Here is a 16981-nt window from a genome sequence, read left to right on the forward strand (position 1 = left end):
GTTTTGTACACATACGGCTCATGACGGGTCCGGGGTAAGGAGCGATAGCCTTGTGGCGTGATCAGCGCGATATCTCGCGGGGGCGATCCTGCCCCTGCCCTGCGCCCGGGTTGCACGGAACACCTCCGTGACCGGGCGGCGGTCGCTGGTCTTCGCGGGCGGGACGGGGCCGCAGGAGCCCCCGGGACGCCGAGGACAACCCTGGACACGGCGGCGCCGAGAGCAGCGTCACACCCCACGGGTGTGTCGAGAATGGCCGAATTCCCCCCGCGTATCTCACCTCGCGGCATAGCGTCGATGCGGACCGGACACCCCGGGCCGTGGCGTCGAGCCGGAGGGGAAGAGACCGTACTTCCTTCTACGTCACGCAACGGCGCGCGACAGGAGTCAGAGGACAATGCAGACCAAGCTGGACGAAGCCAAGGCCGAGCTGCTCGAGAGGGCCGCCCGGGTAGCTGAGAACAGCCCGGTCGGGGGGCACCTACCGACCGGGACCACGGACGAGAGCTCCCCGGACACCCCGGACAGCGAGTCCGTGCTCGCGTTCCTCCAGCGCTACTACCTGCACACCGCCCCGGAAGACCTCACCGGCCGTGACCCGGTCGACGTCTTCGGCGCAGCGCTCTCGCACTACCGGCTCGCCGAGCACCGCCCCCAGGGCACGGCGAACGTGCGGGTCCACACCCCGACCGTCGAGGAGAACGGGTGGACCTGCAGTCACTCGGTCGTGGAAGTCGTCACCGACGACATGCCCTTCCTCGTCGACTCGGTCACCAACGAGCTGACCCGGCGCGGGCGCGGCATCCATGTCGTCGTCCACCCGCAGTTCGTCGTCCGGCGTGACCTGACCGGCAAGCTGATCGAGGTCCTGCCGAACCCGCCCGCCGGTGAGCTCCCGCACGATGCGCACTTCGAGTCCTGGATCCATGTCGAGATCGACCGGGAGACCGACCGCGCCGACCTGAAGCAGATCACCGCCGACCTGCTGCGCGTGCTGTCCGACGTCCGCGAGGCCGTCGAGGACTGGGAGAAGATGCGGGACGCGGCGACCCGGATCGCCGACGGGCTGGGCAGCGAGCCCCTGCCCGGTGACCTGCCCGCGCCCGAGGCCGAGGAGGCCCGCGAGCTGCTGCGCTGGCTGGCCGACGACCACTTCACCTTCCTCGGCTACCGCGAGTACCAGCTGCGCGACGACGACACGCTCGCCGCGGTGCCCGGCACCGGTCTCGGCATACTGCGCTCCGACCCGCACCACGCCGAGGACGAGCAGCACCCGGTCAGCCCCTCCTTCGAGCGCCTTCCGGCCGACGCCCGCGCCAAGGCCCGCGAGCACAAGCTGCTCGTGCTGACCAAGGCCAACAGCCGGGCCACCGTGCACCGGCCGTCGTACCTGGACTACATCGGCGTCAAGAAGTTCGACGAGCAGGGGAACGTCGTCGGTGAGCGGCGGTTCCTCGGGCTGTTCTCCTCGGCCGCGTACACCGAGTCCGTGCGCCGCGTGCCCGTCATCCGCCGCAAGGTCGACGAGGTGCTGGGGCTCGCCGGGTTCTCGCCCAACAGCCACGACGGCCGGGACCTGCTGCAGATCCTGGAGACGTACCCGCGCGACGAGCTGTTCCAGACGCCCGCCGCCGAACTGCAGTCCATCGCCACGTCCGTGCTGTATCTGCAGGAGCGTCGCAGGCTGCGGCTCTACCTGCGCCAGGACGAGTACGGCCGCTACTACTCGGCCCTCGTCTACCTCCCGCGCGACCGCTACACCACCGGTGTCCGGCTGAGGATCATCGACATCCTGAAGGAGGAGCTCGGCGGCGTCAGCGTCGACTTCACCGCCTGGAACACCGAGTCGATCCTTTCCCGGCTGCACTTCGTCGTCCGTGTCCCGCCGGGCACCGAGCTGCCCGAGCTGTCGGACAGCGACAAGGAGCGCATCGAGGCCCGTCTGGTGGAGGCCGCCCGCTCCTGGACCGACGCGTTCGCCGAGGCGCTGACCGCCGAGTGCGGCGAGGAGCGCGCGGCCGAGGTGCTGCGCCGCTACAACAACGCCTTCCCCGAGGGCTACAAGGCCGACCACACCCCGCGCGCCGCGGTCGCCGACCTGGTCCACCTCGAGCAGCTCAGCGAGGACAAGACCTTCAGCCTGAGCCTGTACGAGCCGGTGGGCGCCGGACCCGAGGAACGCCGGTTCAAGATCTACCAGAAGGGCGGCTCGGTCTCCCTCTCGCAGGTGCTGCCGGTCCTCAGCCGCCTCGGCGTCGAGGTCACCGACGAGCGGCCGTACGAGCTGCGGTGCGTGGACCGCAGCACCGCCTGGATCTACGACTTCGGTCTGCGTATGCCGAAGGCGGCCGGCGGCGGGGAGTACCTCGGCGACGACGCGCGTGAGCGCTTCCAGGAGGCCTTCGCGGCCACCTGGACCGGCAAGGCCGAGAACGACGGTTTCAACGCGCTCGTGCTGAGCGCCGGGCTGACCTGGCGGCAGGCGATGGTGCTGCGCGCCTACGCCAAGTACCTGCGGCAGGCCGGTTCGACCTTCTCGCAGGACTACATGGAGGACACCCTCCGCAACAACGTCCACACCACCCGGCTCCTCGTCTCGCTGTTCGAGGCGCGGATGTCACCGGAGCGGCAGAAGGCCGGCCTGGAGATCGTCGACGCCCTGCTGGAGGAGCTGGACGCGGCCCTGGACCAGGTGGCGAGCCTGGACGAGGACAGGATCCTCCGCTCCTTCCTCACCGTCATCAAGGCGACCCTGCGCACCAACTTCTTCCAGGAGGCGGACGGCGGCCAGCCGCACGACTACGTCTCCATGAAGTTCGACCCGCAGGCCATCCCGGACCTGCCGGCGCCGCGCCCGGCGTACGAGATCTGGGTGTACTCGCCGCGCGTCGAGGGCGTGCACCTGCGCTTCGGCAAGGTCGCCCGAGGCGGTCTGCGCTGGTCCGACCGGCGTGAGGACTTCCGCACCGAGATCCTCGGCCTGGTCAAGGCGCAGATGGTGAAGAACACCGTCATCGTGCCGGTCGGCGCCAAGGGCGGCTTCGTCGCCAAGCAGCTGCCGGACCCGAGCGTGGACCGCGACGCCTGGCTGGCCGAGGGCATCGCCAGCTACAAGACGTTCATCTCGGCGCTGCTCGACATCACCGACAACATGGTCGCCGGCGAGGTCGTGCCCCCGCAGGACGTGGTCCGGCACGACGGGGACGACACCTACCTGGTCGTCGCCGCCGACAAGGGCACCGCGACCTTCTCCGACATCGCCAACGGGGTCGCCGAGAAGTACAACTTCTGGCTCGGTGACGCCTTCGCCTCCGGCGGCAGCGCGGGATACGACCACAAGGGCATGGGCATCACCGCGCGCGGCGCCTGGGAGTCCGTCAAGCGGCACTTCCGCGAGCTGGGCGTGGACACGCAGAGCCAGGACTTCACGGTCGTCGGCATCGGTGACATGTCCGGTGACGTGTTCGGCAACGGCATGCTGCTGTCCGAGCACATCCGCCTGGTCGCCGCCTTCGACCACCGGCACATCTTCATCGACCCCACCCCGGACGCGGCGACGTCGTACGCCGAGCGCCGCCGCCTGTTCGAGCTGCCCCGCTCCAGCTGGGCCGACTACAGCACCGAGCTGCTGTCGGCCGGCGGCGGGATCTTCCCGCGCAGCGCCAAGTCGATCCCGGTCAACGCCCACATCCGCGAGGCCCTCGGCATCGAGGACAAGGTCACCAAGATGACCCCGGCCGACCTGATGAAGGCGATCCTCCAGTCGCCGGTCGACCTGTTGTGGAACGGCGGTATCGGCACGTACGTGAAGTCGTCGGCGGAGTCCAACGCGGACGTCGGCGACAAGGCCAACGACGCCATCCGGGTCGACGGCAAGGACCTCCGGGTCAAGGTCGTCGGCGAGGGCGGCAACCTGGGCCTGACCCAGCTCGGCCGGATCGAGTTCGCCATGCACGGCGGCAAGATCAACACCGACGCGATCGACAACAGCGCCGGCGTGGACACCTCCGACCACGAGGTGAACATCAAGATCCTGCTGAACAGCCTGGTCGCGGACGGCGACATGACCGTCAAGCAGCGCAACAAGATCCTCGCCGAGATGACCGACGAGGTCGGCGCGCTGGTCCTGCGCAACAACTACGCGCAGAACACCGCCCTGGCCAACGCCCTGTTCCAGGCCAAGGACATGCTCCACGCCCAGCAGCGGTTCCTGCGCCACCTGGTGCGCGAGGGCCACCTGGACCGGGCGCTGGAGTTCCTGCCCACCGACCGCCAGATCCGCGAGCGCCTCGGCCAGGGCCAGGGCCTCACCAGCCCGGAGACGGCCGTCGTCCTGGCGTACACGAAGATCACGGTCGCCGAGGAGCTGCTGGCCACCTCCCTGCCGGACGACCCGTATCTGCGCGGCCTGCTGCACGCCTACTTCCCGACGGCGCTGCGCGAGCGGTTCACCGAGGCGATCGACAACCACCCGCTGCGCCGCGAGATCACCACGACGGTGCTGGTCAACGACACGGTCAACACGGGCGGTACGACGTATCTGCACCGGCTGCGCGAGGAGACCGGGGCCTCCCTGGAGGAGATCGTCCGCGCCCAGACGGCCGCCCGCGTGATCTTCTGCTCGGCACCGGTGTGGGACGCGGTCGAGGCGCTGGACAACCAGGTCGACGCGGCCGTCCAGACCCGGATCCGGCTGCACTCGCGCCGGCTCGTGGAGCGCGGCACGCGCTGGCTGCTCAACAACCGGCCGCAGCCGCTGAAGCTCGCCGAGACGGTCGAGTTCTTCGCCGAGCGGGTCGAGCGGGTGTGGCAGGAGCTGCCGAAGCTGCTGCGCGGCGCGGACCTGGAGTGGTACCAGCACGTGTACGACGAGCTGTCCGCGGCCGGCGTCCCGGACGAGCTCGCCACCCGCGTGGCCGGGTTCTCCTCCGCCTTCCCGGCGCTCGACATCGTGTCGGTGGCCGACCGCACGGGCAAGGAGCCGCTGGACGTCGCCGAGGTGTACTACGACCTCGCCGACCGGCTCAGCATCACGCAGCTGATGGACCGCATCATCGAACTGCCCCGCAGCGACCGCTGGCAGTCCATGGCCCGCGCCTCCATCCGTGAGGACCTGTACGCGGCGCACGCGGCGCTCACCGCGGACGTCCTCGCGGTCGGCAACGGCACCTCCACGCCGGAGCAGCGCTTCAAGGCCTGGGAGCAGAAGAACGCGCCCATCCTGAGCCGGGCGCGCACCACCCTGGAGGAGATCCGCGGCTCGGAGACGTTCGACCTCGCCAACCTCTCGGTGGCGATGCGGACGATGCGGACGCTGCTGCGCACGCACTCGTAAGCCGAGCACGGTACGGCAGCGAGCGCCCGCCCCGGGTCGACGGGAAACCGGCCCGGGGCGTTCCGTTTCTTGCCGACCTTTAGCGAAAAACGATCAGCGAATTTACCATTTCCTGCTCATCGGCGCCTTTCGGATAGGGTCTGCGATGTGACTGTTCACCTCACCGAGACCCACCCGGCAGCGCCCCCCACGCCCGCGCCGGCTCCGGCCCGGCCCGTCACACGTGTCGTGCTGGAGCTCGTGAAATTCGGGATCGTCGGCGGCAGCGGTGTCCTCGTCAATTTCCTGGTCTTCAACCTGCTGCTGCGCGGCCTGGGTTGCCAGGCGATGACCGCGAACGTCCTGGCCAGCTGCACCGCGATGGCGACCAATTACCTGGGCTTCCGCTATTTCACCTATCGTGACCGGGCCGCGCCCACCCGCAGACAGATCATGCTGTTCTTCGTGTTCAGCGGCCTCGGTGTCCTGATGGAAATCGGCCTGTTCTGGGTCGGTTACCACGGTCTCGGCCTGCACAGCGTGCTGCAGGCGAATGCGGCGAAGGCACTGTCGATCGTGCTAGCCTCCGCCTTCCGTTTTCTGGTCTACCGCACGTGGGTGTTTCAGCAGGATGCACACCGCACCGTCTGACACCGAGCCGGTGAGCCGCACACAGTCCCCGGCGGGCGCCGCGCGGGCCGGCCGGGCGCTGCCGCAGGCCGCCGCCGCGCTCGTCGTCGTACTGCTCCTCCTGGTGATCGTCCGTCTGCCGTGGGCGGGGGACCTCGGCATGCACGCGGCCACCGTCCAGCGCCTGCGCCACGGCCTGCTGCATCCCGGCAACCCGCTGGTCGACGCGGACACCCCGAGCCCCTACTACTCGCCGTGGATGCTGGTGCTGGGCGTGCTCGCCAAGCTGACCGGCCTGTCGGTGTTCGTGGTCCTGCGGATCGCCGCGTTCGTCGGGCTGAGTCTGCTGGTCACCGGTGTCCGGCGCTACGTCCGCACCCTCAGCGCGCACCGTATGGCCCCCGCGCTGGCGCTGCTCAGCCTGCTCTTCCTGTGGGGCACTCTGCTGTTCAACTGGTCCGGTTTCCTGGGCCTGAACTCCCTGGCGCTCACGGTGGCGTACCCCAGCGCCTTCGCGCTCGGCCTCACCTTCCACTTCTGGGCCTGGCTCACCCGGGCGATGCGGGAGGAGGCCGCGTGGGGGAGGTGGCTGTGGCTCGGTGTGCTGTGGGCGCTGATCCTGCTGTGCCACCAGTTCACGGGCGTCGTGGCGTCTCTCGGGGCGCTGGCCGTGGTGATCGCGGCGCGGCCGGGCCGGGCGGTGCTGCCGCGACTGGCCGCCGCGCCGGCCCTGGGCCTGCTCCTGCTGTGGCTGTGGCCGTACTACGACTTCTTCTCGCTCTTCTCCGCCGGCGCGGACCTGGAGGCCATCCACAAGCCGCTGTACGAGGACTTGGCCGCGCGGTTCGGGCTGGTGCTGCTCGGGGTGGCGGCGCTGGTGCTGCGTGTCCGCAGGGACCGCCGGGACCCCTTGGCCCTGTTCTTCCTCCTGGGCGCGCTGGTGTTCGCCGCGGGCGGGCTGACCGGCCACTACTCCTGGGGCCGGGCCCTGCCGGCCGCGCTGATCCCGGCGCAGCTCGCGGCGGCGCTGGAGGCCGTGTCGGCGGGGCGGCGGGCCGTGCGGACGGGGTGGGCGTGTGTGCTGGGCGCCGCGCTGGCTGTGGGGGCGTGGACGCAGGCCGGGACGCTCGGCTATGTGACGGGGCGGGCCGCGCTGCCTTCCGTGGTCGCCGCCAAGTACCGGACGCCGTGGGTCGGATACCACTGGATCACGCCCTGGGTGAAGTACGGGGACGTGGTGATGGCCCGGAGGTCTCCCGCGCGGCAGATTCCCGCGTACGGGGCGTACACCGTGGCGCCGGGGTATCCGGATGTGTTCCTGCGGGACGCCGCGCAGCGGGACGCGGCGGTGGAGCGGTACTTCGCCTCGGGGACGTCCGCCTCGGACCGGGCCGGGATCCTGCGGGAGTACGACGTGAAGTGGGTCGTGGCGCCGGGGGGCTTGCCGGGTCCGGGTCTGCGGAAGGTGACCGTGGGTCCGGCCGGGCAGATCCTGTACCGGGTGGCGCCCTGACAGACGGGATGGCCCACGCGCCTGACTGAAGGTACAGCAGCTCCTGGCGCCACCCGACCACTTTCCGTGCGGGTGGCGCCGGAACGCGGCCGTTCTCACCTCAGCACGCTTGCCACCAGCTTCGCCACCTTGCGGACGCGCGGGCGGGCGATCTTGCGGATGACCGGGCGGATGACGCTTGCCGTCACGCCGACGGGATGCCAGCGGATCTGGAGACGGCCGGGGTTGCGGCCCTCCGGTTCGATGGTGACCTGGTGCGGCGTAGCGCCGGAGTGGTAGTCGACGCGGGCCGTGGCTGTGGGGAAGTCGAGCGGGGCCAGGAGCAGGCCGGAGTTCGACAGGCCCTGCTGGTTCAGGACGACCAGGGGGTGACGGGCGCCCTCGAAGCCCTGGAGGGGGATCGGGGCGGCGGCGAGGTCCAGGTGCACGGTGCCTTCGAACAGACCGGGCCGGACCGGGTCCAGCCGGAAGGGCACGGTCATGCGGCGTCCGCCGGGAGCCAGCACCAGGCGGGCGCGCTGGGGGCCGATGGGAAGGCGCAGACCGGGATCGTACGTGCGGATGGACAGGGTGAGCGTGGCCCGCGAGCCACGCGTCAGTTCTGTGATCTCGTGGCGGAACTGGGCGCTCGGGAACGGACGCGTGTCCAACTCCAGGTCGGACACGTCCAGTTCGCGGCGGGCGCGGTCCTCGGAAGGCACGCTGTCGCCCCAGTACGGGACACCGGAAGCGTCAGCCGTGATCCGCCGCGGTGCCACCCCGTGACCCAGGCCGCGCGCCGCGAGCTGGGCGTCGGCCGGGCGCCCGTCCCGCAGCAGCTCCAGCACCACCCGCTCCGGCCGGGGCAGACGGACGTACGCGCCGGGAGACAGGGTGTCCAGGTACGGGTTCACGAGGTCCGTGAAGGCGGTCAGCCACTCCGCGTCCCGGTAGGGCAGATCGCCCGCGTACAGCCTGAAGTCGTGCTTGAGGAACTTGAAGTCCTTGGCCTCCCGCAGCCCGGCATGCCCGCTCTTCTCCAGGAAGTCGTCGATCATGCGGTGGACGCGGATGCGGTCCTGAACGTTGGAGATCTTGTGCCGCTGGTTGGAGATCGTGGCCGACTCCGCCGCCGCGAACGGCTCGATGTGCCAGACGTACACCGGGTCCGGGATGATCGTGAAAGCCTTCGCCAGGCAGAACGCCTGAATCGAGAACAGCTGGTCCTCGTAGTGGACGCCCTCGGGGAAGCGGAGGTTGTTGCGGTTCAGGAAGTCGCGTGTGTACATCCTGTTCGTCGACAGCGGCCAGAAGAGCAGCTCCGTGTCCGACTCGATGTTCTCCAGCGTGCGCCGCTCGGCGAACAGGTGCGGCATCCACGTGGTGCGTCGGCCGGTGTCCACCCGGAGGCGCTGGCAGGCGCCCATGGCGAAGTCCAGCTCGCGCTCGCGGTGCGCGGCGAGCAGCAACTCGACCGCGCGGGGCGGGAGTTCGTCGTCGCTGTCGAGGAACATCAGATACGGCGCCCGGGCGATCTCGATGGCCCGGTTGCGCGGGGCGCTGCAGCCGCCGCTGTTCTCCGGCAGGCGGAGATAGCGGACGCGAGAGTCCTGCGCCTCCAGCTGACGCGCCACGGTCGGTGTGTCGTCCGTGGAGTGGTCGTCGCTGATGATGATCTCGATGTTCGCGTGCGTCTGCGCGCGCAGGGACGCCACCGCCCGGGGCAGGCGCGCCGCGTCGTTGTAGACGATGACGGTGACCGTGACGTCGGGGGTCGTGGTCGTCGTGGTCGTCATGCCGAGGCCTCCTCGGGGGTCGGGGCGGGGGCGCGTTCCTCCAGCGGGATCACCGGGGGCAGTGAGTCCTCCGGCTCGCCCAGGAACACCCGTCGTACGACCCGTTCGGCCGCGCGGCCGTCGTCGTACTCGCAGAACCGGCGCCGGAAGGCGGCCCGCGCCTTGGCCGCGCTCTCGTCACGCCAGGCGCCGGAGGCGAAGATCTCCGTCAGCTGCTCCTGGGTGCGGGCGACCTGGCCGGGGTGGTCGGTCATCAGGTCGAAGTAGACGCCCCGGGTGGTGCGGTAGGTCTCCCAGTCGTCGGCGTAGACGACGATCGGACGGTCGAGGTTGGCGTAGTCGAACATGATCGACGAGTAGTCCGTGACCAGCGCGTCGGCGGCCAGGCACAGCTCCTCGACGGGGTCGTAGGAGGAGACGTCGATGATCCGGCCGGAGCGGCGCAGGCCGGTGAGCGGGGAGGCGGCGCCGCCGTAGAAGTAGTGGGCGCGGACCAGCAGGACCGTGTTCTCGCCGAGCCGGTCGGCGAGTTCGGCCAGGTCCAGGCGCGGAGTGAAGCCAGCCTCGTAGTCGCGGTGGGTCGGGGCGTACAGGACGGCCGTCTTGCCGCGCGGGATGCCGAGGCGTGCGCGGGCGGCGCGGACGTCGGCGGCCGTGGCCGAGTAGAAGACGTCGTTGCGCGGGTAGCCGTGGTCCAGCGAGGTGTAGCGGGCCGGGTAGGCGCGCTCCCACATGCGGGTGGAGTGGCTGTTGGCGCTGACGCTGTAGTCCCACTTGTCGATGCGGGTCAGCAGGGCGTCGAAGTCCAGGCCCTTGGCGGCGGCCGGGTGCTCCATCTGGTCCAGGCCCATGCGCTTGAGCGGGGTGCCGTGGTGGGTCTGGAGGTGGACCGCGTCGGGGCGCTTGACCACCGCGTTGGGGAAGTTGACGTTGTTGACGAGGTACTTGGCGGTGGCCAGGGTCTCCCAGTAGCGGCGGGTGCCGGGGATCACATGGTCGGTACCGGGCGGCAGCAGGGCCTCGTTGCTCTTCGACACCACCCACACCGGGTGGACGTGCGGGGCGAGTTCGCGGAGTTTCGCGGCGATCGCGGCCGGGTTGCAGGCCACTCCGCGCTCCCAGTAGGCGGCGAACACGGCCAGGTCCGGGTCGACCGGGCGGGTCAGGGCGCGGCGGTACTGCTGGTCGCGGAGCTTGGCGCCGACCTGCTTCTTACGGGTCCGTACGGCCTTCTTGGCAGCGCGGCGGGCGCGGTTGGCGGCCTGGAAGGCGCGGTACTTGGTGTACGCGCCCTCCTCCAGCAGCGCGTGCCGTACGCCCTCCACGCCCGCCGGGCGTTCGTGGTTCCCGGGGCGCCAGCGGACCGCGGCGAGGGAGGCCCGGTGGAAGAACTCCCGGGCCACGTCGTCGGGCAGGTTCTCGCCGGCGAAGGTGCGCACGAGGTCGCGCATCATCAGGTCGTACAGCACCGTGCGGGCAGCGCGGCGGTCCTTGGTGAGCGCGAGCAGCGACTCGTAGCTCCCGATCAGCGTGAACCGGTCCTCGGGGGCGCGCGGCGGCAGGCTCTCGGGGCGCAGTTCGCGGTTCTCGTACGCCACCTGGTTCAGGCAGGCGACGCGGCCGGCGTGCAGCAGGGTCGCGTACGCGGCGTGCGGTTCGTCGTGGGTGGTGAGCCGTTCCTCGTGCGCCTGCCAGAACTCCGCACGCAGGGCGCGGTTGCCGAGCAGCGGGGTGAGGCGCAGCAGGTCGGCGGACTCGTCCAGGGGCAGGCCCTCGCGGCCGACGGCGGCGAGCAGGCGGCCGTCGCCGGAGGGCGTGGCCGCGGTCTGCCAGGTGGTGGTGACATGGTCGAAGAGGAGCACGTCCACGGGGGCGTCGCCGTCGGCGCCGGTGGCGGCGTCCAGTTCGGCGGTGCGCTCGGCGATCAGCCGGGCGGCGCCGGCCGGCAGGCCGTCCTTGGCGTGCACGAAGTGCAGCCAGCGGCCAGTCGCACGGGCGGCGCCGGCGGTCCGGGCCGCCGCGTCAGCGGTGCCCTCGGGCAGCGGTACGACGATCGTGTCGGGGGCGTGGCCCTCGGCCGTCTCCCGTGCCCAGTCGCCGACCGCGGCGACGATGACCTCGGCGTCGGGGAGCGGGTGGGCCTCCAGGGAGCCAAGCAGCTCTGTCAGATGCCCCTGTGCGTTCGGTCCGTAGACGATGACGCTGAGTTGGGGCATCGCAGTGGACTCCTTCTGCTCGTTCAGCTCGGGGCACCCTTCATAACATACTGTCACTAAGCGGATGAAAGGGATGACCGTGCTCGGGGGGAGAGACGCTCAGGGAGGAAGAGGAAGTTCCGCGACTCCCGGTTTCCCTCCTGCTAACTTTTACGCCGCCTTGCCGGTGCCGGTTTTCTTGTCGCCCTTGTCACCGGTGAAGGTCTCGTACTCCTTCATGACCTCCTCCGTGGGCCCGTCCATGCGCAGCTCGCCGCGCTCCAGCCACAGGACCCGCTCGCAGGTGTCGCGGATCGACTTGTTGTTGTGGCTGACCAGGAAGACCGTGCCCGCCTTCTCGCGCAGTTCGCGGATCCGCTCCTCGGAGCGCATCTGGAACTTGCGGTCGCCGGTGGCCAGGGCCTCGTCGATCAGCAGGACGTCGTGGTCCTTGGCGGCGGCGATGGAGAACCGCAGCCGGGCGGCCATACCGGAGGAGTAGGTGCGCATCGGAAGGGTGATGAAGTCGCCCTTCTCGTTGATCCCGGAGAACTCGACGATGTCCTCGTAGCGCTCTTTGACCTGCTCCCGCGACATGCCCATGGCGAGACCGCCGAGGTGGACGTTGCGCTCGCCGGTGAGGTCGTTCATCAGGGCCGCGTTGACGCCGAGCAGGGAGGGCTGGCCGTGGGTGTAGATGTGGCCGTTCTCCACGGGGAGCAGGCCGGCGACCGCCTTGAGGAGCGTCGACTTGCCGGAGCCGTTGGTGCCGATGAGGCCGATCGCCTCGCCCTTGTAGGCGATGAACGACACCTTCTTCACCGCGTGCACCCGGCGCACGCCCGCCGCCTTCTCGGTCTGATTGCGGCGCAGGATGCGGTTGAGGGCGGCGGTGGCGGTGCCGCGGCCGGCGCCGGTGCCGTTGACCCGGTAGACGATGTCGACGTTCTCGGCGATGACGGTGGGGATCTTCGCTTCGGTCTGCTCAGCCACGGCCGTAGGTCTCCTCAGCCTTCCAGAAGTAGATGAAGCCGCCGATGCCGGCGAGCAGTGCCCAGCCGGTGGCCGCGGCCCACACGTGCGGGGGCAGCTGGCGGGCGTGGAAGCTGTCGATCAGCGCGTACCGCATGAGGTCGATGTAGACCGCGGCCGGGTTGGTCTCCAGCAGGACCGTGACGATGTGCGGCAGGTGGTCCTTCCTGGTGAGCTTGTCGATGCTCCACATCACGCCGGACACATACATCCAGGTGCGCAGGATGAAGGGCATCAGCTGGGCGATGTCCGGGGTCTTGGCGCCCATGCGCGCCATGACCAGCGACACGCCTGTGTTGAAGATGAACTGCAGGACCAGGACCGGGAGCACCAGCACCCAGGAGACGGCGACCGGCACGCCGAAGCAGAGCAGGATGACGATCAGCGCGGCCATCGAGAACAGCAGCTGCTGCAGCTGCTGGAGGCAGAAGGAGATCGGCAGCGCGGCGCGCGGGAAGTGCAGGGCGCGGACCAGACCGAGGTTGCCGGAGATCGCGCGGGTGCCGGCCATGATCGAGCTCTGTGTGAACGTCCACACGAACACGCCCGTGACCAGGAACGGGACGTAGTCCGGCACGTGCTGCTTGGTGCCCAGCAGCACGCCGAAGATGAAGTAGTAGACCGCCGCGTTCAGCAGCGGGGTCATGACCTGCCAGACCTGGCCGAGCTTCGCCTCGCTGTACTGGGCGGTGAGTTTGGCGGTGGCGAAGGCGCTGATGAAGTGGCGCCGGGCCCACAGCTGGCGGACGTATTCCGGCAGGGAGGGGCGGGCGCCGCTGACCGACAGGCCGTGCCGGGCGGCCAGCGCGGCGAGGTCGTCGGCCGGGGCCTGGGTGGGAGGCGGTGTGTCGAGGACCTGGCTCACATCCGCTGCTTTCGCTCGTGGGGAGGGGGTGGCGCGTCCGGCCGCCGGCCGGGGGTGCGTCGTGTGGGTCCCTTGTCCGGCGCTTCCTCCGCTTCGCGCGTTTTTTACGCTTCTCTTCACGTTCTCTTACGTCGGAACGGGACCGTATCGTCGCAACGTGAGCGTAGAACCAATCGACGTCGGAACGCAACCGTCTCGTCGTAACGGCCTATGCTGTGCGTCATGACGACGAACGCCGACGAGCCGCCGACGCGTACGCGCCGCCGGACCCCCGCGGGGGCCGCCGTACTCCGGGAGGACGTGACCGAGGCCATCCGCGCGGCGGTCTTCGAGGAGCTGGCGGCCGTCGGATACGCGCGCATGTCCATCGAGGGCATCGCGCGGCGCGCGGGCGTCGGCAAGACGGCGGTGTACCGGCGCTGGCGTTCGAAACTGCACCTCGTCCTGGACGTGGTGTCGGCGATGGCGGTCCTCGGCCTCCCCGTCCCCGACACGGGTTCCCTGGAGGGCGACCTCCGCCTCCTCTACGAGGTCACGTCCCGTGCCCTGCGCCACCCCATCGCCTCGCAGATCATCCCCGACCTGCAGGCGGAGGCGGCCCGCAATCCCGACATCGCCGACGCCTTCCAGAAGGCCCTGCGGGACGGTCAGGAGGGCGTGGCCAGCAAGATCGTGGCGGTGGCGGAGGAGCGGGGCGAGGTGCGGCCGGGGCTCGACCCCGACCTCGCACTCGACCTGATCTCCGGTCCCCTGTACTGGCGTGCGGTGGTCACCCGCTCCCCGAAGCTGCCGAAGGGCTACCTGGACAAGCTGGCCCGGGCCACGGCGGGGGCACTGAAGGCGTTGTGAGGGGGCGCCCGCCCCCCGTGCTGGCCGCAGATGGCCTCCGGGCCGAGCCGCCCCTCGTCGGGAGACTACGACCGCGCCGCCTCCGGGTGGTGGTGTACCCAGCCCTCCCAGGCCGAGGTGATCATGTCCTGGACGTCGTACTTGGCCTGCCAGCCCAGCTCGGTGGCGATGCGGGTGGCGGAGGCCACGACGCGGGCGGGGTCGCCGGGGCGGCGCGCGGTGACCGTCGGCGGGCGGTCGTAGCCGGTGACCGCGTTGATGCGGTCGATCATCTCGCGGACGGAGACGCCCTCGCCGCGCCCGATGTTGAGGGTCAGGTCGGTGCCGGGGGAGGAGGCCAGGGCACGGGCGACGGTGACGTGGGCCTCGGCCAGGTCGACCACGTGGATGTAGTCCCGGACGCAGGTGCCGTCGGGGGTCGGGTAGTCGTCGCCGAAGATGCGCGGGGCCGCCCCCTCGGTGAGCTTCTCGAAGACCATGGGGATCAGGTTGAACACGCCGGTGTCGGCGAGTTCGGGTCCGGCCGCGCCCGCCACGTTGAAGTACCGGAGGGAGGCGGTCGACATGCCGCTCGCCCTGCCCGCCGCGCGGACCAGCCACTCGCAGGCCAGCTTCGTCTCGCCGTACGGGGACATCGGCCGGCACGGGGTCTCCTCCGTCACCACGTCGACGTCCGGCATGCCGTAGACGGCGGCCGAGGAGGAGAAGACGAACGACGGGATCTCCGCCGCCGTCACCGCCTCCAGGAGGACCCGCAGGCCCTCGACGTTCTCGCGGTAGTAGTGCAGCGGGCGCTCCACCGACTCGCCCACCTGCTTCTTCGCCGCCAGATGCACGACCCCGCTGATCTCGTGCTCGGCGAGCGTGCGGGCCACCCGGTCCGCGTCCAGGGTGGAGCCCCGCACCAGGGGAACCTGCGCCGGTACGCGCTCGGCGACGCCCGAGGACAGGTCGTCGTAGACGACCGTGCGCTCGCCCGCCTCGGTCATCGCGCGGACGACGTGCGCACCGATGTATCCGGCACCGCCGGTGATCAGCCAGGTCATTGCGGCTGTCTCCTCGTTCAGTCGGCCCGTTCCGCCGCGTGGCGCGGCGGTGGGCATCTCTCAGTCAAGCAGCGGGCGCGCCGGTGACGCACCGCGCGGCTCAGCGCAGCAGGCGCCGGAGCCGGCCGCGCAGCACCTGTACGAGCCCGCGCACGCCGGTCGCCATGCGCACGGCCAGTGCGCCGGAGTGCGTGGCGTACGGCTGAACCAGGAGCACGCCGTGCCGGGCGCTCGGGACGGCGCGGCGGCGCAGCCGGCCGGCGCCCGCCAGGGCGTGCGCCGTGACCTCCCGTTGCGTGCCGTCCGCGAAGTGCACGGTCAGCCGCAGGTCCCAGGTGCCCGCGCCGAGCGCGGCCAGGTCAACGGGCAGTTTCGCCGACCAGCCGTCCGTGCCCAAGGGCGCGAGCGGAACCGTTGTGCGCCCCCGCGTCCGCTCGTCGTCGCGCGAGACCCACTCCACGTCCACCTCGCGCGGGCCCCCCTCGGCCACCCTGCCGTACAGCTCGTGCAGCCGCAGGCCCAGCAGCGAGGCACGCGCGCGTGGATGCAGCGCCGCGTCGACGGCGAGCGGGAGGGCGGCGACCGGGCCGGTCAGGTACGGCGCGAGGGTGACCTGGGGAAGGTCGGCGGACCAGACGGGGACGCCGTCGGGGGTGCGGGCGTAGGGCGGCAGCAGGCGCGCCGGGCGTGCGGCCAGTTCGCGCAGCCGGGGCAGGTCGCGCGGCTCGGGCGACTCCAGGACGACCCGCGCGAGCACCCGGCCGGTCGCCGCAGGGTTCAGCTCCCAGTCGGGGGCTTCGTAGTGCGCGAGGTACTCCCTGGTGTGCGCCCACCATGCGCGCTGGTAGTGCGCGTCGCGCAACTCCAGCTCGCGCACGTACATGCGCACCTCGTGGTCGAGGAACTTGGCCCGCACCGCCCGCGCCAGCTCCTTCTGCCCGGCGCTCAGCAGGATGTCGTACGCCTGCGCGCACGCCTCCACGCGCGCCTGCCAGTTGCCGATGTGCTCCCGGTCCAGCGAGAGCGACAGCCGCTCGGCGCCGCGGCGCACATGCCACACGTACACGCGGTCCGGTACGAGCGCGATGCACGGGCCGGCGGCCAGCACACGCGCGGTGAAGACGATGTCCTCGTAGAGGAAGCGGCCCTCCGGGAAGCGGATGCCGTGCTCACGCAGGAAGTCGGTGCGGTACAGCTTGTTGACGCACAGCGTGTCGTGGACCAGTCGCGGCTGCTGGGAGGGGCGCGCGAGGGTGGTGTGCGCCGTGTAGAGGGGCGCCTGCCAGGGTTGTTCGCGCCCTGAGGGCAGCTCCCGGCGCACGCACAGCCCGCTCGCGACCTCGGCGTGCGTCTCTGTGGCCGCCGTCAGCAGCGCGTCCACCGCACCGGACGGCAGCACGTCGTCGCTGTCCAGGAACATCACGTACGGGGTCGTCACCGCGTCGATCCCGGTGTTGCGCGGGCTGCCGCAGCCGCCGCTGTTCTCGCGCCGGCGCACCACCCGCAGCCGGGGCTCGTCGGCCGCCAGCCGGTCGAGCAACTCGGCGCTGCCGTCCGTCGAGCAGTCGTCCACGGCGACGACCTCGGCGACCGCCGGCCCCTGGGCGAGTGCCGAACGCACGGCGTCAGCGACATGCGCACGGTCGTTGTAGCCGATGACGACGACACCGACCTGCGGCGCGGGCGCGGGCCCGGCGGTGTCCGGACTGACGGGCGGATCTGACCGGTCGGGTGTGTCGGGCGGGTCGGTTCGCATGGAATC

General features: G+C 70.8%; 10 protein-coding genes. 4 read left to right on the top strand and 6 right to left on the bottom strand.

All coding sequences use genetic code 11. From position 1 onward, the window contains the following. The first annotated feature begins 397 nt into the window (after positions 1–397). From ABZ624_RS30345 to ABZ624_RS30355, 3 genes are all read left to right on the top strand, one after another. Positions 398–5335 (top strand): NAD-glutamate dehydrogenase, encoded by a 4938-nt coding sequence (locus ABZ624_RS30345; RefSeq protein WP_360095906.1) that lies wholly within the window; start codon positions 398–400, stop codon positions 5333–5335. Between the two features lie 147 nt (positions 5336–5482). Further along, positions 5483–5965, top strand: coding sequence for a GtrA family protein (locus ABZ624_RS30350; RefSeq protein ID WP_360095909.1), 483 nt, complete (start codon positions 5483–5485; stop codon positions 5963–5965). A 10-nt stretch (positions 5966–5975) separates the two neighbouring features. After that, positions 5976–7457, top strand: coding sequence for a hypothetical protein (locus ABZ624_RS30355; RefSeq protein ID WP_360095912.1), 1482 nt, complete (start codon positions 5976–5978; stop codon positions 7455–7457). Positions 7458–7552: 95 nt separating this feature from the next. Here the strand turns inward: ABZ624_RS30355 and ABZ624_RS30360 are convergent, their stop codons facing one another. The 4 genes from ABZ624_RS30360 to ABZ624_RS30375 all read right to left on the bottom strand — a co-directional run bounded on the left by ABZ624_RS30360 (position 7553) and on the right by ABZ624_RS30375 (position 13324). After that, positions 7553–9232, bottom strand: a complete 1680-nt coding sequence (locus tag ABZ624_RS30360) for a glycosyltransferase family 2 protein (protein ID WP_360095915.1) — start codon at positions 9230–9232, stop codon at positions 7553–7555. Further along, positions 9229–11448 carry a CDP-glycerol glycerophosphotransferase family protein gene (locus tag ABZ624_RS30365; protein WP_360095918.1) on the bottom strand — a complete coding sequence of 740 codons (2220 nt, stop codon included), beginning with the start codon at positions 11446–11448 and terminating at the stop codon, positions 9229–9231. The genes ABZ624_RS30360 and ABZ624_RS30365 overlap by 4 nt, the downstream gene beginning before the upstream one ends. Positions 11449–11598: 150 nt before the next feature. After that, entirely contained in the window at positions 11599–12420 is an 822-nt protein-coding gene (locus ABZ624_RS30370) for an ABC transporter ATP-binding protein (protein ID WP_360095921.1), read from the bottom strand. Continuing rightward, complete coding sequence (locus tag ABZ624_RS30375) at positions 12413–13324, bottom strand: ABC transporter permease (RefSeq protein ID WP_360095924.1); 912 nt, start codon at positions 13322–13324, stop codon at positions 12413–12415. Before ABZ624_RS30375 ends, ABZ624_RS30370 begins: the two co-directional genes overlap by 8 nt. A 222-nt stretch (positions 13325–13546) precedes the next feature. Here ABZ624_RS30375 and ABZ624_RS30380 point away from each other — a divergent pair, with 222 nt between their 5' ends. After that, positions 13547–14173, top strand: a complete 627-nt coding sequence (locus ABZ624_RS30380; RefSeq protein WP_360095927.1) for a TetR/AcrR family transcriptional regulator — start codon at positions 13547–13549, stop codon at positions 14171–14173. A 65-nt stretch (positions 14174–14238) separates the two neighbouring features. Here ABZ624_RS30380 and galE read toward each other — a convergent pair whose 3' ends face one another. Together galE and ABZ624_RS30390 are read right to left on the bottom strand one after the other, a co-directional pair. Further along, positions 14239–15219, bottom strand: coding sequence for a UDP-glucose 4-epimerase GalE (gene galE / locus ABZ624_RS30385; RefSeq protein WP_360095930.1), 981 nt, complete (start codon positions 15217–15219; stop codon positions 14239–14241). Between the two features lie 100 nt (positions 15220–15319). Continuing rightward, on the bottom strand, positions 15320–16975 hold the full coding sequence (locus tag ABZ624_RS30390; protein ID WP_360096067.1) for a glycosyltransferase family 2 protein: 1656 nt from the start codon (positions 16973–16975) through the stop codon (positions 15320–15322). Positions 16976–16981: the final 6 nt, after the last annotated feature.

This window comes from Streptomyces sp. NPDC007205, assembly GCF_040634095.1.
Classification (GTDB): Bacteria; Actinomycetota; Actinomycetes; order Streptomycetales; family Streptomycetaceae; genus Streptomyces.

Excerpts from the sequence above, each read along its gene's own strand:
- ABZ624_RS30345 (WP_360095906.1), top strand. The coding sequence starts at position 398 with ATGCAGACCAAGCTGGACGAAGCCAAGGCCGAGCTGCTCGAGAGGGCC.
- ABZ624_RS30360 (WP_360095915.1), bottom strand. The coding sequence starts at position 9,232 with ATGACGACCACGACGACCACGACCCCCGACGTCACGGTCACCGTCATC.
- ABZ624_RS30365 (WP_360095918.1), bottom strand. The coding sequence starts at position 11,448 with ATGCCCCAACTCAGCGTCATCGTCTACGGACCGAACGCACAGGGGCAT.
- ABZ624_RS30380 (WP_360095927.1), top strand. The coding sequence starts at position 13,547 with ATGACGACGAACGCCGACGAGCCGCCGACGCGTACGCGCCGCCGGACC.
- galE (WP_360095930.1), bottom strand. The coding sequence starts at position 15,219 with ATGACCTGGCTGATCACCGGCGGTGCCGGATACATCGGTGCGCACGTC.
- ABZ624_RS30390 (WP_360096067.1), bottom strand. The coding sequence starts at position 16,975 with ATGCGAACCGACCCGCCCGACACACCCGACCGGTCAGATCCGCCCGTC.